A 25,258-nucleotide genomic window follows, 5' to 3' on the forward strand; every position below is an offset into this window, starting at 1 on the left:
ACTCACGGGAACGCAACGCCGCGCCACGAATCTCTCATGCACGTCATCGTCACGGCTCATCGCGCACCCCAATTTGTCGTGCGCAAAATCGGAAAAATCTCATGCTGAGCGGAAACATTCTTACCCCTGAAGGTTGGATCAACGGCACGCTCACGTTCGAAAACGGACGCATCACGTCGATCGAGGGCGAGGCCGCCGATCCGGCGAAGAACGACGCGCCTTACCTCCTGCCAGGCTTCATCGACCTGCACGTGCATGGCGGCGGCGGCGCCGACGTCATGGAAGCGGGCGACGCCATCGAAACCATCGCGCGCACGCACGCGCGCTACGGCACGACGAGCCTGCTCGCCACCACCATGACCGCGCCGCGCGACGAGTTGATGAGCGTGGTGTCGAGCCTTGGCGACGTGGCGCGGCAGCGCACGCCGGGCGGCGCGCGCGTGCTGGGCGTGCATCTGGAAGGGCCCTACATCAATCCGGGCAAGCTGGGCGCACAGCCCGACGCGGCAGTGTCCGCCGTGCTCGACGAAGTGCTCAAGTATCTGTCGATCGCGCCGATCCGCGTGGTGACCGTGGCGCCGGAAATCGCGGGCCATATCGAGATCATCGGCGAGATGGCCGCGCGCGGCGTGCGCGTGCAGCTCGGCCACTCGCTCGCGACCTACGACGACGCCGTGGCCGCGCTCAAGCACGGCGCGCGCGGCTTCACGCATCTCTTCAATGCGATGTCGCCGCTGCATCACCGCAATCCGGGTCTCGTCGGCGCGGCGCTCGCGCACGCGGAGTACGCGGAGATCATCCCCGACCTGCTGCACGTGCACCCGGGCGCGATCCGCGCGGCGCTGCGCGCAATTCCGCGCCTTTACGTGGTGACCGACAGCACCTCGGCAACCGGCATGCCCGATGGCGAATACCGCCTTGGCAGCCAGCACGTGACCAAGTGCCTCGGCGGCGTGCGTCTTGCCGATGGCACGCTAGCCGGCAGCACCCTCACCATGGACCAGGCCTTGCGCAATCTCGTATCGATTGGCCTGCCGATTGCAGATGTTTCCGCGCGCCTGTCGCGCTATGCGGCCGACTATCTCGGCATCGAAGACCGTGGCCGCCTCGCGCGCGGCGCATGGGCCGATGTCAATGTATTCGACCGTGAACTGACGCTTACCGCGACCTACGTCGAAGGAGAATCGATTGTCGAATATGCTTAAAGAAGCGCTGGCCTCGGCTGGCGTAGTCGCCGCGCAGCTCGCGGACACCTCGCGCGTCGAGGCGCTCGCCCGCGCGCTCGATGCCGAGCCGCGCCAGGTTGCGCTCACGGTTGCGCGCGGCAGCTCGGACCACGCAGCGAGCTATTTCGCTGCGCTTACCATGAGCCGCATCGGTGTGCCGGTGGCCTCGATTCCCATGTCGATCGCCACACTGCAACAAGCGCCATTACGCGTAAAGGGCCAGTTTGCCTTAGCTTTCTCCCAATCAGGAAGGAGTCCTGATCTGGTCGCGACGATGCGCGCGCTCCACGACGCGGGCGCGCTCACGGCGGCGATGGTCAACGTGGCCGGCTCGCCGCTCGCGGATGCCGCGGGCGCGGAACTGCCCTTGCTCGCGGGCCCGGAGCTGAGCGTCGCCGCGACCAAGAGCTATATCGCGATGCTCGCGATGTCGGCGCAACTCGTGGCGTTCTGGCAGCGCGACGCCGCGCTGCTCGACGCCGTGCGCGCGCTGCCCGAGGCGCTCGATCGCGCGGGCGCGCTCGACTGGTCGAAGGCCGTGGACGAACTGCGGGACGTCTCGCAGATGATTGTGATCGGCCGCGGCCCGGGACTTGCTATTGCACAGGAAGCGGCGCTCAAGCTCAAGGAGACCTCGAGCATCCAGGCCGAAGCGTTCTCGAGCGCCGAGGTGCGCCACGGCCCCATGGAGCTCATCGACCACGACTATCCGCTGCTGGTGTTCGCACCGTGTGGACCGGAGCAGGCGGGGCTCGTGCAGTTCGCGCGCGACATGCAACAGCGCGGCGCGCGCGTGCTGCTCGCGGCGCCCGCCGAAGTGCAGGACGCCACGCTGCCGCTCGTCACGACGGCTGACCCGGCGCTCGATCCGATCGCCGCCATTCTTTCGTTCTACGTAATGGCGGCGAGCCTCGCCGCCGCGCGCGGCCGCAACCCGGACGAACCGCGCTACCTGAACAAAGTCACCGAAACCCACTAGATTGGAATGCTGATGGAACGCACCCAGGAGTCTCGCCTGATGAAGCCGGAAAATTCCGCCGCGGGCCGTATCGAACTGATCGCGCCGTTGAGCGGCCCAGTCGTGCCGCTCGCCTCGGTGCCCGATCCGGTTTTCTCGGAAGGCCTGTTCGGCGACGGCATCGGCATCGATCCGCTTGCCGGCCGGCTCGTCTCGCCGTGCGACGGCACGATCATGCACCTTGCGCGCACCGGCCATGCCGTCACGCTGCAGACCGCCGAGGGTGCGCAGGTGCTCGTGCATATCGGCATCGACACGGTCGAGCTGAACGGCAAGGGCTTTACGCCGAAGGTCGAGCAGGGCGCCCTGGTGCGTCGCGGCGATCTGCTGATCGAATTCGATCTCGACGTCGTGGCGTGCAACGCGCCTAGCCTCGTCTCCGTCATAGCCGTGGCGAACTCCGATGCGTTCGAAGTGATCGAGCGCGCGGGCGTTGCCGGGCATGTCGAGGCCGGCAAGACGCCGCTGCTCGTGCTGCGCGCGCGCGACGGCGCGGTGGCCGCGGCCAGTGTTGCGGAGGTCGTGACGAATGAAGTGCGCCGCAGCGTGACGCTTACGCATGCAGGCGGCCTCCATGCGCGGCCCGCGGCGCGTGCGCGTGAAGCGGTGCGCGGGATCGAGGCGCGCGTGGAAGTGCGCTACGGCGAGCGCAAGGCGGCCATCGAAAGCGTGGTGGGCCTGCTCGGGCTGGGCGCGGGCGAGGGCTCGACCATCGAACTGGTCGGCATGGGCCGCGAGGCGCAGAAGGCCGTTGATGCCGTCGCCAGCGAACTCCTGCGCGAAGCGCCGGGCGAAGGCGGCGAAGCGCCCGCGCGGCAATTGTCGCCGGCGCCGGCCGCCGCCGTGGCGAGCGCCGCCAGTGCCGCGGGTGCGGCCGGCGCCGCACGGCAGGCCGCGCGCGGCGCCCCGGGCACGCTGGCTGGCGTGTGCGCGGCGCCGGGCGTGGCCGTCGGCAAGCTGGTGCGCTGGGACGACGCCGAACTCGTTCCCGCCGAGCTCGCAAGCGGCCCGTCGGCCGCTGAAAGCCGACTGCTCGACAAGGCCGTTGCGTCCGTCGACGCCGAGCTGGACACTTCCGTGCGCGGAGCCTCGCAGCGCGGCGCGATCAGCGAAGCGGGCATCTTCCAGATGCACCGCGTGCTGCTCGAAGATCCGACGCTCATCGACGCCGCGCGCGACCTCATCAGCCTCGGCAAGAGCGCTGGCTTCGCGTGGCGCGAAGCGATCCGCGCGCAGATCGCGGTGCTCGGCAAGGTGGACGACCCGCTGCTCGCGGAACGTGCCGCCGATCTACGCGATCTCGAAAAGCGCGTGCTGCGGGCGCTCGCAAACGCGAGTGGCGCAGGCAACGCGCAGGGTGGGGCACAACGCGAGCTGCCTGAAGAAGCCGTGCTCGCGGCCGACGAGTTCACGCCTTCCGATCTCGCCTCGCTCGACCGCAAGCGCGTCACCGCGCTCGTGATGGCGCGCGGCGGTGCGACCTCGCATGCAGCGATCATCGCGCGCCAGGCCGGCATCCCGGCGCTCGTCGCGCTCGGCGACGCGCTGCACAAGATCGAAGAAGGCACGACGGTCGTGGTGGACGCGGGCGCCGGCAGCCTGGCCTTCGCACCGAGCACGCAGGACGTCGAACGCGCCCGTGCCGAGAAGCAGCGCCTCGCGGGCGTGCGTGAAGCGAACCGGCGCACCTCGCATGAGGCCGCGGCCACGCGCGACGGCCATGCGGTCGAAGTCGCCGCGAACATCGCGACGCTCGATGACGCACGCACCGCCGTGGACAACGGCGCGGACTCCGTGGGTCTGCTGCGCACCGAACTCATGTTCATCCATCGCCAGGCCGCGCCCACGGTGGACGAGCATCGCGAGGGCTACCAGGCGATCGCCGACGCGCTGGATGGACGCACGGCCATCATCCGCACGCTCGACGTGGGCGCGGACAAGGAAGTCGACTATCTGACCCTGCCGCCGGAGCCGAACCCCGCGCTGGGCCTGCGCGGCATCCGCCTCGCGCAGGTGCGCCCCGACCTGCTCGACGACCAGTTGCGCGGCCTGCTCGCGGTCGAACCCTTGGGCGCCGTGCGCATCCTGCTGCCGATGGTCACCGACATGGGCGAGCTCGTGCGCCTGCGCGAGCGCATCGACACGTTCGCTCGCGAAGCGGGCCGCACTGGCCGCATCGAAGTGGGCGTGATGATCGAGGTGCCCTCGGCCGCGCTGCTGGCCGACCAGCTCGCGCGTCACGCCGATTTCCTCTCGATCGGCACCAACGACCTCACGCAGTACACGCTCGCCATGGACCGCTGCCAGCCCGATCTGGCGGCGCAGGCCGACGGCCTGCATCCGGCCGTGCTGCGCCTCGTCTCCGTGGCGGTGGAGGGCGCGAGCAAGCATGGCAAATGGGTCGGCGTATGCGGCGCGCTGGCGGGCGACCCGCTTGCGGTGCCGCTGCTCGTCGGTCTTGGCGTGACCGAGCTGTCGGTCGATCCGGTGTCCGTGCCGTCGATCAAGGCTCGCGTGCGCAAGCTCGACTACAGCCAGTGCCGCGAACGGGCGTTCGAAGTGCTCGCGCTGGAGTCGGCGCAGGCAGTGCGCGGGGCAAGCCGCGAAAGCTGGCCGCTCGACTGATTTCCCGAGTGGCTCAGCAATCAGCCACTCCATTTACCCGGTATCTACCCGGTATCGGACACTTTAAACCGTTCGATTTCCTGAATAAAAACCCGCCGGCGGGAGCAGCGATCGCGCGCCGGTTTATCTCACCTCGTTTTCTTCACGCAAGAGACAGGGACTGGAGGCAGTTCAATGGATGGCAATCCGTTTCTCAAGATTCAGAGCCTCGGCCGCGCGCTGATGCTCCCGATCGCAGTGCTGCCGGTGGCCGGCATTCTGCTGCGCTTCGGGCAGGCCGACATGCTCAACATCAAGATCATCGCCGACGCAGGCGGCGCGATCTTCGACAATCTGCCGCTGCTGTTCGCCATCGGCATCGCGGTGGGCTTCGCGAAGGACAATAACGGCGTGGCGGCGCTGGCGGGCGCGCTCGGCTACCTGGTCGAGACCGCCGTGATGAAGGACATCAACGACAAGCTCAACATGGGCGTGCTCTCGGGCGTGGTGGCCGGCGTCGTGGCGGGCATGTTGTACAACCGCTTCAAGGACATCAAGCTGCCCGAGTTCCTTGCCTTCTTCGGCGGCAAGCGCTTCGTGCCGATCGTGACGGGGCTCGTGTGTCTCGTGCTCGGCATCGTGTTCGGCTATGCGTGGGGGCCGGTGCAGAGCGCGATCGACACGGCGGGCCACTGGCTCACCACGGCGGGCGCGATCGGCACCTTCGTCTATGGCTTGCTGAACCGCCTGCTGCTCGTGACCGGCCTGCATCACATCCTGAACTCGCTCGTGTGGTTCGTGTTCGGCTCGTTCACGCCCGCCGCCGGCGGCGCGGCCGTGACCGGTGACCTGCACCGCTTCTTCGCGGGCGACCCCACCGCGGGCGGCTTCATGGCCGGCTTCTTCCCGGTGATGATGTTCGGCCTGCCGGCCGCGTGTCTCGCAATGCTGCACGAGGCGCCCAAGGAGCGCCGCGCGATGGTGGGCGGCCTGCTGCTCTCGATGGCGCTCACCTCGTTCCTCACCGGCGTGACCGAGCCGATCGAGTTCACCTTCATGTTCCTCGCGCCGGTGCTCTACGGCATCCACGCGGTGCTCACGGGGCTGTCGCTGGCGATCTGCTCGCTGCTGAACATCAAACTCGGCTTCACGTTCTCGGCGGGTGCGATCGACTACGTGCTGAACTACGGTCTTTCGACGCACGGCTGGGAAGCGATTCCGCTCGGCATCGCCTATGCGGTGGTGTATTACGTGCTGTTCCGCTTCTTCATCCGCCGCTTCAATCTGCCGACGCCGGGCCGCGAAGCCTCGGCCGGCGACACGGCCATCGCATCGTCGATGTCGGGCGTGGAAGCGCCGGCTGCCGGCGTGGCAGCGGCCACATCGCTCTCGCGCGCGGCGCGCTATATCGATGCGCTCGGCGGTGCGGCCAATCTGAAGGTAGTCGATGCGTGCACGACGCGCCTGCGTCTCACCGTGGCCGATCCGGCACACGTGTCCGAGCCGGCGCTCAAGGCAATCGGCGCGCGCGGCGTGCTCAAGCGCGGCGGTGAAAGCGTGCAGGTCATCATCGGGCCGGAGGCCGACATGATTGCCGACGAGATCCGTCGCGAGATCGCGAGCGGCCGCCCGGCTGCGGCTGCGGTGAAGGCGGCGCCGGTGGCGCAGGCGGTTCCGCAGGCTGCGGCACAGTCCTCTGGTGTCACGAACGATGAAACCGGTCCGCTCGACCCGAATCCGTCGCGTTGGCTGGCCGTGCTGGGCGGCGTGGCGAACATCGTGTCGCTCGATGCGGTCGCGGTCACGCGCTTGCGCGTGATCGTGCGCGATCCGGCTGCGGTCGATCGTGCCCAGCTTGGCGCGCTCGATGTGGCCTGGGTGTCGGCGGATACGCTGCACATCGTCGTGGGCAGCGCGGCGCAGCGTTATGCGCGTGAACTCGCCTTGCAGGCAGCCTGAACTGCTTCTTGTTGCAATGAATAAACCGGCGCTCGCGCCGGTCTATTCATTTCTCGAACACGGGTCCGAGCCTCACTCCGCACTATCGTCGGCACCGTCCACCACGTGCTGCTGATCGAGCCACATCACGTTGATGATCCCGAAGCCGAGCGCCACGCCGATCCCCAATATCCAGGTGAAGTACCACATCGTTGCCACTCCTGCGTAGATTGCGTTGCGGCCCGCCGCCGGGCCGCGCGGCGGCTTGTTCAATACAACGAATTGCGCTTGTCCTCGACGGCCTCGACGGTCACCTTGCCGCGCATGATGCGGTACGCCCAGGTGGTGTAGGCGAGCACGATCGGCAGGAAGATGATCACGGCCACCAGCATGATTTCGAGCGTGGTCTTGCTGGAGGTGGAATCCCACACCGTGAGGCTCGAACGCGGGTCCAGCGACGAAGGCATGATGAACGGAAACATCGAGAAGCCCGCCGTGAGAATCACGCCGACGATCAACAGCGAGGTGCCGGCGAAGGCCGTCTTTTCGAGCCGCGAGCCTGCCAGCACGCATGCGATCACGCCGCCGAGAATGCCAAGCGCCGGCGCGATCGCCATCCACGGATAGAGTCCGTAGTTGCTGAGCCACAGGCCCGTGCCGGGTTCGACGCTTTTCAGGAGCGGATTGGCGACGCTGTCGTACGGTGCGGGCGTCGTGATCGCGTAGCCGCCGATCACCGTCGCCACGAGCGCGCCCGCCACCACGAAAAACACGACCGCGAGCGCCGAGGCAATGCGCAGCGCCTTTGAAGCGCGCGCGGCCACCACGCCCTCGCTTTTCAATTTCACGAACGCAGCGCCGTGCGCCGTGAGCATGGTGAGGCTCACGAGCCCGCACAACAGCGCGAACGGATTGAGCAGGGCGAAGAAGCTGCCGTGATAGGTCACGCGCAGGTCGGAGTCATAGCTGAACGGCACGCCTTCGAGCAGATTGCCGAACGCCACGCCGAACACGAGCGCCGGCACGAAGCCGCCGACGAACAGCGCCCAGTCCCACGCGTTGCGCCATTTCGGATTCTCGCGCTTGCCGCGATAGTCGAATCCCACGGGTCGGAAGAACAGCGCGAAGAGCACGAGCAGCATCGCGAAGTAGAAGCCCGAGAACGATGCCGCGTAGACGAGCGGCCAGGCGGCGAACATCGCGCCGCCTGCAGTGATGAGCCAGACCTGATTGCCCTCCCAGGTCGCCCCCACCGTGTTGATGACGATGCGGCGCTCCGCATCGGTTTTGCCGATGAAGGGCAGCAGCACGGCGGCGCCCATGTCGAAGCCGTCGGTGAGCGAGAAGCCGATCAAGAGCACGCCGATCAGCACCCACCAGATCACTTTGAGCGTTGCGTAGTCCATGGTGTGGTTCCTGTGTGTTTCGCTGGTGTTCCTGACGACACTGCCATCACGAGACGCGGTTGCTGGCCGCCGCGCCTTGCTCGTGGAAGTAGCGTCCGGTATTAAGCGCCGACGGGCCGAGGCGCGCGTACTTGAACATCAGCGTGATTTCGATGATGAAGAGCGCCGTGTAGAACACCACGAAGCCTGCGAGGCTCAGCCATACGTCGCCGGGAGCGAGGCTCGACACCGAAAGGTGGGTGGGCAGCACTTCGGCGATGGTCCACGGCTGGCGGCCAAGCTCGGCTACGACCCAGCCGAACTCCGCCGCGAGCCACGGCAGGGGAATCGCCCACACCACCCAGCGCAGGAACCAGCGGCGATTTTCCTTGAGCAGCGTGCGCTGCGCGCAGAACCAGAACGCGAGCACGAAGGTCGCGAGGAACAGCATGCCGAGCGCCACCATCACGCGGAACGACCAGAACACCGGAGCGACGGGCGGAATCGAACGCTTTGCGGCGGCTTTGATCTGCGCGGGCGTGGCGTCGACCACATTCGGTGCGAATTGCTTCAGGAGCAGGCCGTAGCCGAGGTCGGCCTTGTGCGCTTCGAATACGTCTCGCGTGGCCGTGTCGGCGCTGCCTTCCTTCATCTTTTGCAGCGCGGCGTAGGCGAGCATGCCGTTCTGGATACGCACTTCCGCGCGCCCCATCAGATCCTTCAGGCCGATCACCGGCTCGTCGATCGAGCGCGTGGCGATGATGCCCATCAGGTACGGGATGCGGATGGCGTAGTCGGTGCGCTCTTCGTTCTGGTTAGGGATGCCGAACAGCGTGAACGGCGCCGGAGCGGGCGCGGTGTCCCATTCGGCTTCGATGGCGGCCAGCTTGACCTGCTGGACCTCGCCTGTGCGATAGCCCGATTCGTCGCCGAGCACGATTACGCAAAGCGTCGACGCAAGGCCGAAGCCCGCGGCAATCGCGAACGAGCGCAGCGCGAAATCCACGTCGCGGCGGCGCAGCAGATACCACGACGAAATGCCGAGCACGAACATCGACGCCGTCACATAGCCGGCAGACACCGTATGCACGAACTTCACCTGGGCGACCGGGTTGAAGATCACCTGGAAGAGGCTCGTGAGCTCCATGCGCATGGTTTCATAGTTGAACGCAGCCCCCACGGGGTTCTGCATCCAGCCATTGGCGATGAGAATCCACAGTGCGGAAAGGTTCGAGCCGAGCGCGACGAAGAAGGTGGTGAGCAAATGCCCGCCCTTCGACATGCGGTTCCAGCCGAAGAAGAACAGGCCCACGAAGGTCGACTCGAGGAAGAACGCGGCCAATCCTTCCACGGCGAGCGGCACGCCGAAGATATCGCCCACGTAGTGCGAGTAGTACGACCAGTTGGTGCCGAACTGGAATTCCATCGTGAGTCCCGTGGTGACACCCATCACGAAATTGATCGCGAAGAGCTTGCCCCAGAACTGCGTCATGTCCTTGTAGATGGCTTTGCCGGTCATCACATAGACCGATTCCATGATGACGAGGAGCCATGACAGGCCCAGCGTGAGCGGCACGAACAGGAAGTGGTAGAGCGCGGTGACCGCGAACTGCAGCCGCGATAGATCAACGGTTTCGCTAATTGGCATGGCGCAGATCCCTTTGAGATGGAGGTGCCCCGGGCGGACTGGCACCGGGCTGCATGGGCACGGAGAGGAGGGCTTGGGCGACCGCTGCCGGCGGCATGCTCATGTTCTCGGCCTGCGGATGGCTAAAAAATGCGTATTTGAGCGCCATCAGCAGCACAAGCTTGAAGGCGAGGACGAGAACGATGTCGCGGCTGAAGGTCGGGCCGCGAGCCCACTGAAGCAAGCGCACGCGCAGCAACGGTCGCGCACGCGCAGGCGAACCGGAGGTTGGAATCATGACGATGTCAGATTAGGGCCGAATCACACATGAAATCATCTTACGAAGAAATGGGAAATTACGGCATGAAGATGTACGAATTACTGTAGGCCAAAAGAAAAAGCCCCACTCTCGGTAAGAGTGGGGCTTTGCGTGCCGAGCCTCGTGGCGCGGCCTTCTCGCGGCTTCGTGCGACTCAGTGTCTCAGCTGAAGCTTAGGCGTACTCGGCCAGCGCAGTGCGCATCTTCTTCATGGCGCTGGCTTCGATCTGGCGGATGCGCTCGGCCGAGACGCCGAATTCGTCGGCCAGTTCGTGCAGCGTCGAGCCGCCCGAGCCGTCGTCGTCGACGTTCAGCCAGCGCGCCTCGATGATGCGGCGGCTGCGCGCATCGAGAGCTTCCAAAGCGCTTGCAATGCCGTCCGATTGCAGGCGGTCGCGTTGGCGCGAGGCGATCACGGCGGTGGGCTCGCTATGCGAGTCGGCGAGCCAGGCGATCGGGGCGAACGACTCTTCGCCGTCTTCGGTCTGGCTTTCGAGCGCGATGTCCGAACCTGAAAGGCGCGTTTCCATCTCCACGACTTCTTCGCGCTTCACGTTCAGTTCCTGCGCGAGGCCGTCGATTTCCTCGGGCGTGAACGACTGCAGGCCCTGCTTGTGACTGCGCAGGTTGAAGAACAGCTTGCGCTGCGCCTTGGTCGTGGCGACCTTCACCATGCGCCAGTTGCGCAGGATGTACTCGTGAATCTCCGCCTTGATCCAGTGCATGGCGTAGGACACGAGACGTACGTTCTGCTCGGGGTCAAAGCGCTTCACAGCCTTCATCAGGCCGATATTGCCTTCCTGGATCAAGTCGGCATGCGGCAGGCCGTAGCCCAGGTAATTGCGCGCGATGGACACCACGAGGCGCAGGTGCGACAGCACAAGACGGCGCGCGCCTTCGAGATTGTTTTGCTCGCGAAACTCGGTCGCGAATTGGCGCTCCTCTTGCGGCGTCAACATCGGGATCCGGTTCACGGCCTGAATGTAGGCGTCGATGTTGCCGAGCTGGCCGGGCAGCATGGAAGCGTTCGCGAGCGCCAGTACACCCGAACCCCCGGCCTTGGCCGACGACGGGCTAAGCACACTCGGAAGGGTCATGGTCATTGCGTTGCTCACGTAGCGAACTCCTAAGGGATCTTGCGAAAGTCAGACATCGACTCCACGGTGGATGTTAGCACTCTCAATTAACGAGTGCTAATACTTCGAGTCTGTAGGGACTTCAAGGTTCCGTTCACCCTATCGAAATATTTGTTTCGATAGATTTCGTCGAATCCGCGAGAGGCAAGCTGGACGGGGTTTGCCGCGCCGTGCAGTCCTGGAAGACACTGAAGGTCGAAGAAATACTCTAGAACGCGTTGCCATCCGTCGCGGATGAAGTCGAGGAAAAAGCCGGGAATCGCGATGCGCTCCACAGGCGGCTCACACCCTAGGGTCATGCCTTTGCTATGACCCTAATTTAGCCACCAAGATCTGTTCAATAGACAACGGGGCGGCCCAAAAGTGCTGCGATGCGACATTCATGGCCGGTCAGGCACGTCGCGCTGCGCATTGGCGATGATTTATCCTGGATGGAGGCGATGCTTTTGATCGCAAGTTTCCATGCGTCAAAACCTGGTATAAATTTCATCGAGGCGCGTGCGAGAAATCTTCGGCGCGGATCGACGCGACGATGCGGACTCTTGCGCAAGGGGCTCGAGCAATGGCTGCAAAAATAATCGATGCGATTCGCGGGTTGGAGCGCGAGCGGTTTCGCGCAATGGTGGACGGCGACGGCTCGTCGCTGGAACAACTCCTCTCCGACAACGCCACCTTCATCCACACGAACGGCAAACGCGAGACCAAGCAGCAGTTCATCGATGCGATCACGGCGGGGCGCCGCCGCTATCGCCAGATCGAGATCCAGTCGCAGGATGTACTGCCGGTGGGGCGCGAGGCCTGCGTGATCTCGGGCCGCGCGCTGATCGAAATGGAAGCGAACAACGGCGCGTTGCTCTATCCCATTGCCTACACGGCGATTCAGACCCAGGAGGATGGCCACTGGCGTCTGCTCGCGTGGCAGGCGACGCGTTGCGCTGTCGAGTGACGACCGGTAGGTCCACTCGCCGATATCGCTTGCTGAGCGTATCGGGCGCACGCCGACGGCCCGTTTTGCCGCCGGCGCTCAACGCTAAGCCCGGGTACTGCTTTCTGCCGAACCGCTGATTTCACCATGCCGCCGCGTCTGCGCGAGGAGCGGCATGCATGCCGGTGTAATCAGGCCGCCGCGCGCTGGTCAACCCGAGGCCAGGCGGCGCGGTTGACCGCGCTCACCACGGCGGCGACAGCCGCATGGGCGGCGTCGTCGGCCACGCCGACGCCGTGACGCAGCGGCTGGCCGCCCACGCGGCAACCGACGAATACCGCCGTGGCGCCCTGCGCCGTGCGCATGGTTTCGAATGAAGTGATTTCGACGCTTTCCCCCGAGGCTGCCGCAATCGCCCCGGCCATTGCCTGGGCGTAGGCCTGATCGATCTGCGCCGCTGCCGGCATGGCGACGTCGCGGCCTTCCCAGCGCACCCGCCCCGCGCCGGCGTGCGTGGCCGGACCGTGCGTCTCGAGGTATTCGCGCGTGAAGAGCGCGCAAATTGCGTCGCCCGAAATTTCCTCGCCCGAGCCGTCGGTGACCGTCTGCACGGCGTGGCTGAATTCGATCTGCACGCGGCGCGGCGGCGTGAAGCCCATGCCGCGCTCGAGCAGCCAGGTGGCGCCGCCCTTGCCCGACTGGCTGTTCACGCGGATCACGGCGTCGTAGCTGCGGCCGAGATCGGCGGGATCGATCGGCAGATAGGGCACTTCCCAGACGGCGTCGGGCTGTTGCTGCGCAAAGCCCTTGCGGATCGCGTCCTGATGCGAGCCCGAAAACGCCGTGAACACGAGGTCGCCCGCATACGGGTGGCGTGGATGCACCGGCAACTGGTTGCAGCGCTCGACCACGCGGCGCACGGCGTCGATATCGGAGAAGTCGAGGCCCGGGTCGATGCCTTGCGTATAGAGATTCATTGCGAGCGTGACGAGATCGACATTGCCGGTGCGCTCGCCGTTGCCGAACAGGCACCCCTCGATGCGGTCCGCGCCCGCGAGCAGCGCCATTTCGGCGGCGGCCACGGCCGTGCCGCGGTCGTTGTGCGGATGCACCGAGAGCACGATGCTGTCGCGGTATGCGAGGTTGCGGTCCATCCACTCGATCTGGTCCGCGTAGACGTTGGGCATCGCGGCTTCGACCGTCGCGGGCAGATTCACGATCATCTTGTGATCGTGCGTCGGGCGCCAGGTCTGGGCGACTGCGTCGCAGACTTCGCGCGCGAACGAAAGCTCGCTCATGCTGAAGGTCTCGGGCGAGTACTGGTAGATCCAGTGCGTGTCGGGGCGCGCGTCGGCGTATTCGCGGATCAGGCGCGTGCCTTCCACGGCAAGCGCTTTCACCTCGTCCTTCGATTGCCCGAACACGATCTTGCGGAACGACGGGCAGATCGCGTTGTAGAGGTGCACGATCGCGCGCGGTGCGCCTTCGAGCGCCTCGAACGTGCGGGCGATGAGTTCTTCGCGCGATTGCACGAGCACTTCGATCGTCACGTCATCGGGAATGCGCTTTTCGTCGATCAGCTTGCGCACGAAATCGAAGTCGGTTTGCGACGCCGACGGAAAGCCGACTTCGATCTCCTTGAAGCCGATCTCGACCAGCATTTCGAAGAACTCGAGCTTCTGCTCGATGCTCATCGGCTCGATCAGCGACTGGTTGCCATCGCGCAGGTCGGTGCTCATCCAGATGGGCGCGTGCTCGACGGTGCGGGTTGGCCATCGGCGGCCGTTCAAACGGATGGCGGGGAAAGGGCGGTATTTCTCGGCGGGATTACGCAACATGACATGCCTCGTTCTTCATGGTGTCGTTTGCGATGGTGGTCGGCAGCGAGCGGCTGGCTTGCTGACGACGAGGCACGATGTACGCAACGGAGCGCACAACTTCCGGCGAACGGGCGGCAACCACGGACGCGAAGAAGCAGGCCACGGTGACGGCGGTAACCGGCGCGGCAAAAAAGGACGTGAACGAAGCCCATGCAACGTGCATTTTGACCCTCGCGACTCGTCCGAACGGTAAACGGACGAATGCAGACGACTAGGTTGTAGAGAAACTGCGGTTTGGGGTACTGCGAGAACTGCTTGGGAGGACTGCCGACCGGAGAGGTGGTCGTGCAGCGCTACGCCTGGCTTACGCTAGACGTAGCGATAGGGCCGCTAGGCGGCCGGAGGTAATTCGGAGGGTGTTCGGAAAGGAACGCATTCGTCCAATGTAAGTCAGGACCGGCGAATGTGTCAACAGCGAATTCGCTGCGCTACGTTGACCCGCGTGGGCCTAAACGTCGTACCTAAACGTCGTACCTAAGCGTCGTACCTAAGCGTCGTACCTAAGCGTCGCACCTAAGCGCGCTTCGCGATGCGCTTGATGGTTTCGACCTGGCGGGCAATGGCGTCGGGCACCGGCGCATGGCCGCGCAGCACCGCTTCGATCCAGGTTGCCGTCGTGGGGGCGTCACGGCCTTCGGGCAAGTCGACCTCGGGCGTATCCGGCGACGAGCGCACAGGCTCGATCAAGGTCTCGCAGACACCGTCGTGTAGCCAGTCCACCTGCACCTGGCGGCGCGTGTCGGCGACCGCTTCGCCTTCGGTGCCGCGCGCGAGGAGCGCGCCGCCCACGGCTGCATCGGCGTGCGCCGCGAACAGGGCGCTCAGGCTTTCGCGATAGGCGGGATGCGTGTAGTTCACGAGCCGCAGGCCGGGGCGCGCGAACGGCTGCAGCAGCTTGACGAGCGTATGCGTGGAATTGCGCACGCCCATGCGCCGGCGCAGCGACAGGAGACGCGCGAGCCTCGGCGCGAGCGTTTCGATCGACGCGAATGCCACGCGGTGCTCGCCAAGCTGAGCCTCGATTTCGGCGTGATCGTGCGCGGCCGGCAGGTTCAGTGCGGCGAAGATTTCCGCGCTCGTCACGCGGCCCGGATCTTCGGCGACGCCGTGCACAAGCGTCGGCACGCCTTCGCGCGCTAGCAGCAGCGCGAGCAGCGGCACGAGGTTCGGCTGCTTGCGCGCGCCGTTGTAGCTCGGAATCGACACCGGGCGATACGCGCCCTCGGCTACCGCGATGGGCGTGAACGACGCGTGTGCGGCGGCGAGCATCGAGGCGAGTTCGTCGGCGGTCTCGCCCTTGAGCCGGTAGGCGAGCAGCACCGCACCCAGTTCGAGCTCGGGCACGCGGCCGTCGAGCATCGCCGTGTAGAGCGCCTGCGTGTCTTCCGGCGACAGCGAACGCGCACCGTGCGGCCCGCGGCCGATCTCCTTGATGAAGCGGGCGCAGGAGAAGGTGTCGGTGGAATCGGGGGCGTTCATGGCGGCGTGGTGAATGGAGCGATTGGGGCGATTGGGGCAGGTCCGGACTGCTTGCATTTGTAAGTTGGACCGGCTCGGTCTGAATCGGTCCAGGTAGTCCAGAGCAAAAGAAGATGCGGCAAGTATCGCACGAGCGCCGCGGCGCATCGTCTCCGCAGCGCGTTACACTCGCGTTCTACGTCGCGCGGGCGTTATCGATGTGCCTGTGCGGCTCGCTCGCTTGCCGTGCGCTTTGAGCGGCGCGCGGCGCATCCCAAGATGGAGAACCCGATGACATACGTATTCGACCCGCTACCGCAAGCCGCCGTGCCCGTGGCAGGCAGCGATGTGCACTTTCCGGTGCGCCGCATCTACTGCGTCGGTCGCAATTACGAGGCGCACGCGCGTGAGATGGGCCACGATCCGAGCCGCGAGCCACCGTTCTTTTTCGCCAAGCCCGCCGATGCGCTGCTCTACGTCGCGCCCGGCACGACCGCCGAATTCCCGTATCCCACGCAGTCGCAGAATGTCCACTTCGAGATGGAACTGGTCGCCGCGCTCGGTAAGGGCGGCAAGAATATTCCGGTCGAGCACGCGCTCGACCACGTATTCGGCTATGCGCTCGGCCTCGACATGACGCGCCGCGACTTGCAGGCCGAAGCGAAGAAGCTCGGCCGCCCGTGGGATATCGCGAAGGGTTTCGACCATTCCGCGCCCATCGGCCCGATTCATCGCGTGGCGGACGTCGGCCGGATGGCTAATGGCGCGATCTGGCTGTCGGTGAACGGCGAGGAGAAGCAGCGCTCCGACATTTCGCAGATGATTTGGCCCGTTGCCGACACCATCGCGTTTCTCTCCACGCTCTTCGAGCTGAAGGCGGGCGATCTGATCTATACAGGCACGCCGGAAGGCGTTGGCGCGGTGAAGCCGGGCGATGTGATGAAGGGCGGCGTGGACGGCCTCGGCGAGTTCTCCGTGCGCGTGGTGTGAAGCGAAACAGAGGACCGGCGAGTTCTGCATGGGACCGGAGCACGAGCTTTGCATGTGAGCAGAGTAAGTGCCAAACCACTCACTCCGATCGACAAAAGACATGAGGGGAGCATGAAGCTTTACAGCTATTTTCGTAGTTCGGCATCGTATCGCGTACGCATCGCGCTGAACCTGAAGAACCTGCCGTACGAGTACGTGCCGGTGCATCTGGTGCGCGAGGGCGGCGAGCAACTGAAGCCCGCGTACCGCAAGGTCAATCCCGATGCGATCGTGCCGACGCTCATCGACGACGAGAATCATACGATTCAGCAATCGCTGGCGATCATCGAGTATCTCGAGGAAACGCATCCCGAGCCGCCGTTGTTGCCAAAATCGCCCGCCGACCGCGCACACGTGCGCTCGATTGCGCTGCAGATCGCGTGCGAAATTCATCCGCTCGACAATCTGCGCGTGCTGAGATACCTGAAGCACACGCTGGGCGTGGATGATGCAGCCAAGGATGCCTGGTATCGGCACTGGATCGAAGCTGGCTTCGCCACGCTGGAGCAGCGCCTTGCGAACGATCCGCGCACGGGCAAGCTCTGCTACGGCGATACGCCGACTCTCGCCGACCTGTGCCTCGTGCCGCAGATTTACAACGCGCATCGCTTCAAGATCGACACGGCGCGCTATCCGACCATCCAGCGCATCCACGACCATGCGGTGCAGCTCGATGCGTTCGTGCGCGCCGCGCCGGGCGTGCAACCGGACGCCGAGTGACGCGGGCGCGGGCGCGCTTGTCCCGCTTGTGCATGAGCGCATGAAAAAAGGCGTCGTTCGCGAGAACGACGCCTTTTGCATGTGCATCAATGCTTCCTTGCAGCGGGATGGGATCAGTTCCCGAGCAGCGCATCCGCGAATTCTTCGGCCACGAACGGCTGAAGGTCCTCGACCTTCTCGCCCACGCCGATGAAGTACACCGGGATCGGACGCTGACGCGCGATGGCAGCAAGAATGCCGCCCTTCGCGGTGCCGTCGAGCTTGGTGACGATGAGGCCGGTCAGGCCGAGCGCATCGTCGAATACTTTTACCTGCGTGAGCGCGTTCTGGCCCGTGTTCGCGTCGATCACGAGCAGCACTTCGTGCGGCGCGCCGTCGAGCGCCTTGCCGATCACGCGCTTAACCTTCTTGAGCTCGTCCATGAGATGCAGCTGCGTGGGCAGACGGCCGGCCGTATCAGCCATTACCACATTGATGCCGCGCGCGCGCGCCGCGCTCACTGCGTCGAAGATCACGGCGGCGGGGTCGCCGCTTTCCTGCTGCACGACCGTCACGTTGTTGCGCTCGCCCCAGATCGCGAGCTGTTCGCGCGCGGCGGCGCGGAACGTGTCGCCAGCAGCCAGCAGCACGCTCTGGTTGAAGCTCTGCATATGTTTGGCGAGCTTGCCGATGCTCGTGGTCTTGCCCGCACCGTTCACGCCCGCGATCATCATCACGAGCGGCTGCGCGCGGCCCAGCATCAGCGATCTTTCGAGTGGCTTGAGCAGGTCAACGAGCAACTGGCGCAACGCATTTTTCACTTGCTGGGCGTCGGTCAGGCGCTCGGCGCGCACTTTCTGGCGCAGCGTTTCCAGCAGGTACTCGGTCGCGTCGACGCCCGCGTCGGACATCAGCAGTGCGGTCTCGAGCTCTTCGTAAAGGTCATCGTCGATCTTGGCGTTGACGAAGATGCTCTGAATGTTCGAGCTGGTCTTCGAAAGCCCGGACTTCAGGCGCGAGAGCCATGACTTTTTCGCGCTGGCGTCGGGCGCGGGCGGCGGGACGATTTCGACGGCTTCGTTTTCGTAGGTGCCCTGGGCTTCGACCGCCTCGGCCGGGGGCGCCATGGAGACCGGTGCAGCTGAAGAGTGGTCATCGGGCAGGGCGGGCGCCGATGCGTCGGGCGTCGCTGGCGCTTCGGGCGCCGCGTCGGTTTCGGCCGCCTCGTTTCCGGCGCCCTTTGAGCCCCGGAGTCGTTTGAAGAAACTGAACATGGTCTGGTGTGAGGAAAACGCGCTGCGGGTCTGACCGAGGAACGGTCATCGACGTCGCTCATCGACGTGGCACAAGTGGGCAACGTGGCGGGCAACGCGTGGAAAACACGTCATTTTATCAGGCGCTTCCCGGCGCGTCGTTGCTGCAGACGTGCGGTAGATATCCAGCGCGCGCCCGGCCCTGTGGTAACGTTCGCGCATTGGCCGGCGCGGCGTCTGCCGGCGCAGATCGGCACCGATTCACTCAGAAAAAAACGCATGGCCCGTTCATCTTCCCCGCGCCCGCAAGGTGCGCGCGCCGCTCGTGGCGCAAAACCCGGCGCGCAAGCCGGCCGCGCCGGCGGCACGCACACGATCCGCATCATCGGCGGCGACTGGAAACGCACGCCGCTCCCAGTGCTCGATCTCGAGGGCCTGCGGCCCACGCCCGACCGCGTGCGCGAAACGCTCTTCAACTGGCTCGGCCAGCGCCTCGATGGCCAGCGCTGCCTAGACCTGTTCGCGGGCAGCGGCGCGCTCGGCTTCGAAGCGGCGTCGCGCGGCGCGGCGCGTGTGGTGATGGTCGAGCGCAATGCGCGCGCGGCCGCGCAACTGCGCGCGAACCAGGCGCATCTGGCGGCGCGCATGATCGAAGTGGCCGAAGCCGACGCGCTGCGGCTCGCCGCCAGTCTCGCGCCGGGATCGTTCGACGTAGTGTTCCTCGATCCGCCGTTTGGCGATGCCGCGCTGCTCGTGCGCTCGCTTGAACTGGCGGCGCCCCTCGTCGCGCTCGGTGGCTGGCTCTACGTGGAGTCTGGCGAGCCCGTGGATCCCGCGGCGCAGCCCGCGTTGGCGGGCTGGAGCGTGGTGCGCGAGGGCAAGGCAGGGGTGGTTCGCTATCATTTGCTGCAACGCGAAAATGAGGAATAATGCGCGTTCGATAAGGAAGCGGGCGGGCGGATTCTGGCGCCACGCAGGCACTTGCGCATGCGGCGTATCAACCGCGCATTGCGCCCCATTTCAGTTGAGAGGAGAAGCCTCATGGTAGTCGCCGTGTACCCCGGTACGTTCGATCCGCTCACGCGCGGTCACGAAGATCTCGTGCGGCGCGCGTCGAGCATTTTCGACACGCTGGTGGTCGGTGTCGCCGACAGCCGCAACAAGAAGCCGTTCTTCTCGCTCGAAGAGCGGCTCGACATTGCGCATGAGGTGCTCGGCCACTATCCGAACGTTCAGGTCATGAGCTTCAAGGGCCTGCTCAAGGATTTCGTGCGCAACAACAACGCACGCGTGATCGTGCGCGGCCTGCGCGCCGTGTCGGACTTTGAATACGAGTTCCAGATGGCGGGCATGAACCGCTACCTGCTGCCCGATGTTGAAACGATGTTCATGACGCCATCGGATCAATATCAGTTCATTTCGGGCACGATCGTGCGCGAAATCGCCCAATTGGGCGGTGATGTCAGCAAGTTCGTGTTCCCCTCAGTGGAAAAGCGACTCCAGGACAAGGTGGCCGCGCTCGGCGGCCCGGCGTGATCAACGCCTGAGTTCGAGCGGCGCCCGCCGTAGCCATTATTTGTGCGGCGCCGCCTTTCTTCCTTCTCTCAAGTGGCCGCAGGCGCGCGGCTGCGTGCTTCGACGCCCCGGCATCGTTGCGGCCGCAGCGCTATAATTAATTGTTTTTGAAGGGAAACGCGAGAGTAGTATGGCCCTGATGATTACCGACGAGTGCATCAATTGCGACGTCTGCGAGCCCGAGTGCCCGAACGATGCAATTTCGATGGGCCCGGAAATCTACGTGATCGATCCGAACAAGTGCACCGAATGTGTTGGCCATTTCGATGAGCCGCAGTGCATCCAGGTCTGTCCCGTCGAGTGCATTCCGAAAAATCCGGAGCATGCGGAGTCGCACGAGCAATTGATGGAGAAGTACCGTGCGCTCACTGCGGCGAAGAATGCTTGAAATGCTGGCGGCTTTGGAATAAAAGCCAGGCAGAAATGACAAACGCGCCTCAATCGAGGCGCGTTTTTTATTTCATGCGGACTTTTTATCCGACGATCATTTTTAGGGCGTCGATCAATGCATTGCACTCGTCGCCGGTTCCGATCGAGATACGCAGGTGCTGGTTCACCCGCGGCGCGTTGAAGTGGCGCACGAAGATTCCCTTCTCGCGCAGCTTCGCGGAAATTTGCGCCGCATCGTGCGCGGGATGCCTTGCGAACACGAAATTGGCCGCCGAGGGCACGACCTCGAAGCCGAGCGCTGCGAGCGCAGCGGTCAGCCGCTCGCGGCTTTCCATGACCCGCTTGCTGGTGGTTTCCAGCCATTCTGCGTCCTCGTAGGCCGCGGTCGCCGCGGCTTGCGCGAGGCGATCGAGCGGATAGGAGTTGAAGCTGTCTTTCACGCGATTGAGCGCGTCGATCAGATCGGCATGGCCGAACGCGAAACCCACGCGCATGCCCGCGAGCGAGCGCGACTTCGAGGTCGTATGCACGACCAGCAGGTTCGGGTAGCGGTCGATCAGCGCGATGGCCGATTGCGTGCCGAAATCGACATAGGCCTCGTCCAGCACCACGACGGAATCGGCGTTGCCTGCTACGAGCCGCTCGATTTCCGCGAGTGGCAGCGCGTGGCCCGTGGGCGCGTTCGGATTCGGGAAAATCACGCCGCCATTCGTTGCGCCATTCGCGGGCAGATAGTCGTCCACGCGAATCGCGAACTGCGCATCGAGCGGCACCGTGCGGTACTCGACCCCGTAAAGGCGCGCATAGGTCGGGTAGAAGCTGTACGTGATGTCGGGAAAGAGAATCGGCTTGTCGTGCTTGAGCAGCGCCTGGAACGCATGTGCGAGCACCTCGTCGGAGCCGTTGCCCACGAACACCTGATCCGCGCGAATGCCGTGATGCGCGGCCACAGCGGCGCGCAGGCGCTTGGCGACCGGGTCCGGATAGCGGCGCAGCGACTCGGCCGTTTCGCCGAGTTCGGCGCGAATCGCTTCGAGCACGCGCGGCGAGGGCGGGTACGGATTCTCGTTGGTATTGAGCTTCACCGGCTTCGCGAGCGCGGGCTGTTCGCCCGGCACGTAGGGCACGAGGCGGTGGACGATGTCACTCCAGTAACGACTCAAGTTGCTCTCCTTCGATACTTCGAGGTGGCTTGCAGAGGATGGACGCGATGAAAGCAACGCGCGCCGAAATCAGCCGTTGCGGTGCAACTGCATGACCGCGCGCTCGGCCTCGCCCTTCACGAACGTGGGCATGACTGCGAGCGCCCGCTCGATCGACGCGTCGATCACGTCCTGCTCTTCGCGGCGCGGCGGCTTGAGCACATAGTTCGCCACGTCGGGCTTGGCGCCGGCGCGCGCGCCTTCGGGAATCAGGTCGCGCGGATGGCCGATGCCGATGCGCAAGCGCCAGTATTGCTGCGTCGACAGATGTGCGGAAATGTCCTTCAGGCCGTTGTGGCCGCCGCTGCCGCCGCCGAGCTTGAGCTTGACGGTGCCGGGCGGAAGGTCGAGCTCGTCGTGCGCGACGAGGATCTCATCGGGCAGGATCTTGAAGAAGTTCGCGAGCGCGACGACCGACTGGCCCGAACGGTTCATATAGGTCTGCGGCTCGAGCAGATGCACTTCCTCGCCGTACAGGCGCGCCTTCGCATAGTGGCCATGGAAACGCCGCTCGTCGCGCAGCGTCGTGCCGGCTTCACGCGCGAGCTGGTCCACGAGCCAGAAGCCCGCGTTGTGTCGCGTTGCCGTGTATTCGGCGCCCGGATTGCCGAGCCCGACGATCAACCTGATCATTGTGGTATTCCGCCTGCAGAATTCATTGAAACAATCCGCAAGTGTACGAAAAAACTGCGAAAAAAAACCCGCCGGGGCGAACCGCGGCGGGTCACGTCGTCCGTTTCTTTGAAACGGATCGAGAGGATCAGCTTAATTCTTGCTGGGCACTTACTCAGCCGCTGCTTCTTCGCCTTCAGCAGCCGCTTGAGCGCCAGCCGGCACGGGTGCCGACGCGACCACCGGGTTTTCGGCTTCGACGTGCGGAACCAGCGTGACGCCTGCGGGCAGCGTGATGTCCTTGGCGTGCAGCGATTGGCCGGCTTCGATCTTCGCGAGGTCGACTTCGAGGAATTCCGGCAGTTGGCTCGGCAGGCACTGGACTTCGATTTCAGCCAGAACGTGCGAGATGATCGCGCCGCCCAGCTTCACGGCCGGGTTGGTTTCCTGGTTCATGAAGTGCAGGGGCACCTTCGTGTGGATCTTCTTGTTCGGATCCACGCGCTGGAAGTCCACGTGCAGCACGAGCTGACGGAACGGGTGGTATTGCACGTCGCGCAGCAGGACTTGCTGCGACTTGCCGGCCACTTCGAGGTCGAGGATCGACGAGTGGAAAGCTTCCTTCTTCAGGGCGTGCCACAGCGCGTTGTGATCGAGTTCGATCAGTTGCGGCTCGGCGCCGACACCGTAAACGATGCCAGGGGTCTTGCCAGCATTGCGCAGGCGGCGGCTCGCACCCGTACCTTGCAGATTGCGTTCGAAAGCGATGACTTTCATGATGTTCTCAGTTGATGCACTGCCCGCGACCAGGCAGTAAATAAAACGGGGTCCTTTCGGCTGGATATCCACCAGAAGGCCCCTGCGATGCGGCGCAAACCTTCGTCCGCTTGCGCCGATTACACCAAAGCGCGGCACCCTTGCGAATGCCGCGCTTCGGCGCGAATCTCTTTAGCTTTCCGCGAACAGCGACATCACCGAGTCGCCGCGGCGGATACGCGAGAACGTTTCCGCCAGCAGACCCGCGCTCGTGAGCGAACGGATCTTCGCGCACGACCGGGCTTCTTCGCCCAGCGCGATGGTGTCGGTCACGACCAGTTCGTCGAGCGCCGAAGCGGCGATGCGCTCGCCCGCGCCACCCGAGAGCACCGGGTGCGTGGCGTAAGCGAACACCTTCTTCGCGCCGCGTTCCTTGAGCACTTGCGCTGCCTTGCAGAGCGTGCCGGCGGTGTCGACCATGTCGTCCATGATCACGCAGGTGCGGCCTTCGACTTCACCGATGATGTTCATCACTTCGGAGACGTTCGCCTTCGGGCGACGCTTGTCGATGATCGCGAGATCGCAGTTCAGTTGCTTGGCGAGCGCACGAGCGCGCACCACGCCGCCGACGTCCGGCGAAACGACCAGCAGGTTCTCGTAGTTCTGCTTGCGCAGATCGCCGAGCAGCACAGGCGTTGCGTAGATGTTGTCGACGGGAATATCGAAGAAACCCTGGATCTGGTCAGCGTGCAGATCCATCGTGATGATCCGCTCGACGCCCGCGATTTCCAGCATGTTCGCTACGACCTTCGCCGAGATGGCGACGCGCGCCGAACGGGGGCGGCGGTCTTGACGGGCATAGCCGAAATAGGGAATGGCTGCGGTGATCCGGCCTGCGGATGCGCGCTTGAGCGCATCGACCATGATCATCAGTTCCATCAGGTTGTCGTTGGTCGGCGCGCTGGTCGACTGAAGGACGAAGACGTCCTTGCCACGCACGTTTTCCTGGATTTCGACTTGGATTTCACCGTCGGAGAAGCGGCTAACCATAGCCTTACCGAGGGGAATACCGAGGATCTTGACGACTTCCTGTGCAAGCGCGGGATTCGCGTTGCCAGTAAAAACCATCAGGCCGTCATGGCTGCTCATCATGCACCTGCTGCGGACTTGGGGGGGCGAGAGGAACTACTTGGGTGAACTGCTTTAGAATTTTTGGCAGGGGAGGAAGGACTCGAACCCTCGCATGCCGGAATCAAAATCCGGTGCCTTAACCAACTTGGCGACTCCCCTACACTCAACTTCGAGCTTGACTGACCGGTAGGACGATCAGCCACGCAAAACTATGCCGCGAAAGCGAAGAGTGGATGCGTGTCCAGGCTCGACGTCACTGCACTTCTCCAGTCTGCCGGAAGCTGCGCTTGCGCAACTTCTGCTTCAGCCCGACTGGCGAACGCTGCAAAAACACTTGCGCCCGACCCGGTCATCCGCGCTGGAGCGATGTTTTCAAAACATCTGAGCACCTGCGCTACTTCCGCGTATTTTCCTGCGACAACCGCTTGCATGTCGTTTTGGCCGAAGCTGTCTGGCCATCCCTTCTGCGTTGCTTGCTGTGCAAGAAAGACTGCTATTGTGCAGGCTCTTGTGTCCCTTGTCAATGACTTTTCTGAAAAAATTTCAGCGGTAGGAACATGAACTCGCGGTGTCACCACCAAAAAGTGGCGCGGGGGCAATTGTACAGCCTCCAGCGCCTCGCCAACACCCTCGGCGAACGCATTTTTCCCGAAGACGAAGAAGGGCACGTCGGCGCCGAGTTTGAGCGCGAGCGCCTGCAATTCCTCGCGCGGCAGGTTGAGCTTCCATAGGCGATTGAGTGCGAGCAGCGTGGTGGCCGCATCCGAGCTGCCGCCGCCAAGGCCTGCGCCCATCGGCAGACGCTTTTCGATGTCGATTTCGACGCCTTCGTACGTGCCGGTATGTTGCTTGAGCAACGTCGCGGCGCGCACGGTAAGGTCCTGCTCGGCGGGGACGCCATCAACCTCCGTGGTGCGCGTGATGCGGCCGTCGAGGCGGCGCGTGAAATGCAGCGTGTCGCCCCAATCGAGCAACTGGAAGACGGTTTGCAGGTCGTGATAGCCGTTGGGCCGGCGACCCGTGATGTGCAGGAAGAGATTGAGTTTCGCGGGCGCGAGGCAGTCGCGCAGCGAGTCCTGGGTTTCGGTCATGATG

Annotated in this window: 25 protein-coding genes and 1 tRNA gene; 11 read left to right on the forward strand and 15 right to left on the reverse strand. The window is 64.5% G+C overall.

The window, feature by feature from the left end; translation table 11 throughout:
- Positions 1–101 precede the first annotated feature (101 nt).
- The 4 genes from nagA to nagE all read left to right on the forward strand — a co-directional run bounded on the left by nagA (position 102) and on the right by nagE (position 6,807).
- On the forward strand, positions 102–1,205 hold the full coding sequence (gene nagA / locus P5W99_RS01605) for an N-acetylglucosamine-6-phosphate deacetylase (protein WP_421022902.1): 1,104 nt from the start codon (positions 102–104) through the stop codon (positions 1,203–1,205).
- A complete protein-coding gene (locus P5W99_RS01610; protein ID WP_421079556.1) occupies positions 1,198–2,205 on the forward strand; it encodes an SIS domain-containing protein in 1,008 nt (335 codons plus the stop codon). Before nagA ends, P5W99_RS01610 begins: the two co-directional genes overlap by 8 nt.
- A 12-nt stretch (positions 2,206–2,217) precedes the next feature.
- Positions 2,218–4,869: a phosphoenolpyruvate--protein phosphotransferase gene (ptsP, locus tag P5W99_RS01615; protein WP_421022903.1), complete on the forward strand. Its 2,652-nt coding sequence runs from the start codon at positions 2,218–2,220 to the stop codon at positions 4,867–4,869.
- Positions 4,870–5,043: 174 nt separating this feature from the next.
- Complete coding sequence (nagE, locus tag P5W99_RS01620) at positions 5,044–6,807, forward strand: N-acetylglucosamine-specific PTS transporter subunit IIBC (RefSeq protein ID WP_421022904.1); 1,764 nt, start codon at positions 5,044–5,046, stop codon at positions 6,805–6,807.
- 72 nt (positions 6,808–6,879) lie between these two features.
- On the opposite strand, the gene cydX is transcribed toward nagE, so the two are convergent.
- The 5 genes from cydX to rpoH all read right to left on the reverse strand — a co-directional run bounded on the left by cydX (position 6,880) and on the right by rpoH (position 11,232).
- On the reverse strand, positions 6,880–6,996 hold the full coding sequence (gene cydX / locus P5W99_RS01625) for a cytochrome bd-I oxidase subunit CydX (RefSeq protein ID WP_421022905.1): 117 nt from the start codon (positions 6,994–6,996) through the stop codon (positions 6,880–6,882).
- A gap of 59 nt (positions 6,997–7,055) precedes the next feature.
- Positions 7,056–8,192 (reverse strand): cytochrome d ubiquinol oxidase subunit II, encoded by a 1,137-nt coding sequence (gene cydB, locus P5W99_RS01630; protein ID WP_421022906.1) that lies wholly within the window; start codon positions 8,190–8,192, stop codon positions 7,056–7,058.
- Positions 8,193–8,238: 46 nt separating this feature from the next.
- Positions 8,239–9,819 carry a cytochrome ubiquinol oxidase subunit I gene (locus tag P5W99_RS01635; RefSeq protein ID WP_421042620.1) on the reverse strand — a complete coding sequence of 527 codons (1,581 nt, stop codon included), beginning with the start codon at positions 9,817–9,819 and terminating at the stop codon, positions 8,239–8,241.
- The gene (gene cydP, locus P5W99_RS01640) at positions 9,809–10,096 is read right to left on the reverse strand and encodes a cytochrome oxidase putative small subunit CydP (protein ID WP_421022908.1); all 288 of its coding nucleotides are present in this window, start codon (positions 10,094–10,096) and stop codon (positions 9,809–9,811) included. The genes P5W99_RS01635 and cydP overlap by 11 nt, the downstream gene beginning before the upstream one ends.
- A gap of 194 nt (positions 10,097–10,290) precedes the next feature.
- Positions 10,291–11,232 (reverse strand): RNA polymerase sigma factor RpoH, encoded by a 942-nt coding sequence (gene rpoH, locus P5W99_RS01645; protein ID WP_421022909.1) that lies wholly within the window; start codon positions 11,230–11,232, stop codon positions 10,291–10,293.
- A gap of 583 nt (positions 11,233–11,815) precedes the next feature.
- Here rpoH and P5W99_RS01650 point away from each other — a divergent pair.
- Positions 11,816–12,199, forward strand: coding sequence for a nuclear transport factor 2 family protein (locus P5W99_RS01650; protein WP_129561084.1), 384 nt, complete (start codon positions 11,816–11,818; stop codon positions 12,197–12,199).
- A gap of 170 nt (positions 12,200–12,369) precedes the next feature.
- On the opposite strand, the gene leuA is transcribed toward P5W99_RS01650, so the two are convergent.
- From leuA to ybiB, 3 genes are all read right to left on the reverse strand, one after another.
- Positions 12,370–14,016, reverse strand: coding sequence for a 2-isopropylmalate synthase (gene leuA, locus P5W99_RS01655; RefSeq protein ID WP_434661593.1), 1,647 nt, complete (start codon positions 14,014–14,016; stop codon positions 12,370–12,372).
- The gene (locus P5W99_RS01660; protein ID WP_035523794.1) at positions 14,006–14,221 is read right to left on the reverse strand and encodes a hypothetical protein; all 216 of its coding nucleotides are present in this window, start codon (positions 14,219–14,221) and stop codon (positions 14,006–14,008) included. The genes leuA and P5W99_RS01660 overlap by 11 nt, the downstream gene beginning before the upstream one ends.
- Positions 14,222–14,571: 350 nt before the next feature.
- Positions 14,572–15,537 carry a DNA-binding protein YbiB gene (gene ybiB, locus P5W99_RS01665; RefSeq protein WP_421022911.1) on the reverse strand — a complete coding sequence of 322 codons (966 nt, stop codon included), beginning with the start codon at positions 15,535–15,537 and terminating at the stop codon, positions 14,572–14,574.
- Positions 15,538–15,807: 270 nt separating this feature from the next.
- On the opposite strand from ybiB, the gene P5W99_RS01670 reads away from it, so the two are divergent.
- Together P5W99_RS01670 and maiA are read left to right on the forward strand one after the other, a co-directional pair.
- Positions 15,808–16,506 (forward strand): fumarylacetoacetate hydrolase family protein, encoded by a 699-nt coding sequence (locus tag P5W99_RS01670; RefSeq protein WP_421022912.1) that lies wholly within the window; start codon positions 15,808–15,810, stop codon positions 16,504–16,506.
- A gap of 111 nt (positions 16,507–16,617) precedes the next feature.
- The gene (gene maiA, locus P5W99_RS01675) at positions 16,618–17,265 is read left to right on the forward strand and encodes a maleylacetoacetate isomerase (protein ID WP_421022913.1); all 648 of its coding nucleotides are present in this window, start codon (positions 16,618–16,620) and stop codon (positions 17,263–17,265) included.
- Between the two features lie 113 nt (positions 17,266–17,378).
- On the opposite strand, the gene ftsY is transcribed toward maiA, so the two are convergent.
- Complete coding sequence (gene ftsY / locus P5W99_RS01680; RefSeq protein ID WP_421042617.1) at positions 17,379–18,371, reverse strand: signal recognition particle-docking protein FtsY; 993 nt, start codon at positions 18,369–18,371, stop codon at positions 17,379–17,381.
- Here ftsY and P5W99_RS01685 point away from each other — a divergent pair.
- From P5W99_RS01685 to P5W99_RS01700, 4 genes are all read left to right on the forward strand, one after another.
- Positions 18,370–18,552 carry a hypothetical protein gene (locus P5W99_RS01685; protein ID WP_421042616.1) on the forward strand — a complete coding sequence of 61 codons (183 nt, stop codon included), beginning with the start codon at positions 18,370–18,372 and terminating at the stop codon, positions 18,550–18,552. The genes ftsY and P5W99_RS01685 overlap by 2 nt on opposite strands.
- A gap of 224 nt (positions 18,553–18,776) precedes the next feature.
- Complete coding sequence (gene rsmD, locus P5W99_RS01690; protein WP_421022915.1) at positions 18,777–19,427, forward strand: 16S rRNA (guanine(966)-N(2))-methyltransferase RsmD; 651 nt, start codon at positions 18,777–18,779, stop codon at positions 19,425–19,427.
- Between the two features lie 111 nt (positions 19,428–19,538).
- A complete protein-coding gene (gene coaD / locus P5W99_RS01695) occupies positions 19,539–20,033 on the forward strand; it encodes a pantetheine-phosphate adenylyltransferase (protein WP_213297710.1) in 495 nt (164 codons plus the stop codon).
- 169 nt (positions 20,034–20,202) lie between these two features.
- Positions 20,203–20,460: a YfhL family 4Fe-4S dicluster ferredoxin gene (locus P5W99_RS01700; protein WP_421022916.1), complete on the forward strand. Its 258-nt coding sequence runs from the start codon at positions 20,203–20,205 to the stop codon at positions 20,458–20,460.
- A gap of 85 nt (positions 20,461–20,545) precedes the next feature.
- On the opposite strand, the gene hisC is transcribed toward P5W99_RS01700, so the two are convergent.
- The 6 genes from hisC to ispE form a co-directional block, all read right to left on the reverse strand.
- Positions 20,546–21,625 (reverse strand): histidinol-phosphate transaminase, encoded by a 1,080-nt coding sequence (hisC, locus tag P5W99_RS01705; RefSeq protein ID WP_421022917.1) that lies wholly within the window; start codon positions 21,623–21,625, stop codon positions 20,546–20,548.
- Between the two features lie 69 nt (positions 21,626–21,694).
- Positions 21,695–22,297, reverse strand: a complete 603-nt coding sequence (pth, locus tag P5W99_RS01710; protein WP_421022918.1) for an aminoacyl-tRNA hydrolase — start codon at positions 22,295–22,297, stop codon at positions 21,695–21,697.
- Between the two features lie 150 nt (positions 22,298–22,447).
- Entirely contained in the window at positions 22,448–23,053 is a 606-nt protein-coding gene (locus tag P5W99_RS01715; RefSeq protein WP_421022919.1) for a 50S ribosomal protein L25/general stress protein Ctc, read from the reverse strand.
- A gap of 171 nt (positions 23,054–23,224) precedes the next feature.
- Positions 23,225–24,181, reverse strand: a complete 957-nt coding sequence (locus P5W99_RS01720) for a ribose-phosphate pyrophosphokinase (RefSeq protein WP_421025153.1) — start codon at positions 24,179–24,181, stop codon at positions 23,225–23,227.
- A 64-nt stretch (positions 24,182–24,245) separates the two neighbouring features.
- Positions 24,246–24,322: transfer RNA gene (locus tag P5W99_RS01725), tRNA-Gln, on the reverse strand.
- Positions 24,323–24,372: 50 nt separating this feature from the next.
- Positions 24,373–25,254: a 4-(cytidine 5'-diphospho)-2-C-methyl-D-erythritol kinase gene (gene ispE / locus P5W99_RS01730; protein WP_421042614.1), complete on the reverse strand. Its 882-nt coding sequence runs from the start codon at positions 25,252–25,254 to the stop codon at positions 24,373–24,375.
- Positions 25,255–25,258: the final 4 nt, after the last annotated feature.

It is taken from the genome of Paraburkholderia sp. A3BS-1L (assembly GCF_051125215.1).
Classification (GTDB): domain Bacteria; phylum Pseudomonadota; class Gammaproteobacteria; order Burkholderiales; family Burkholderiaceae; genus Paraburkholderia.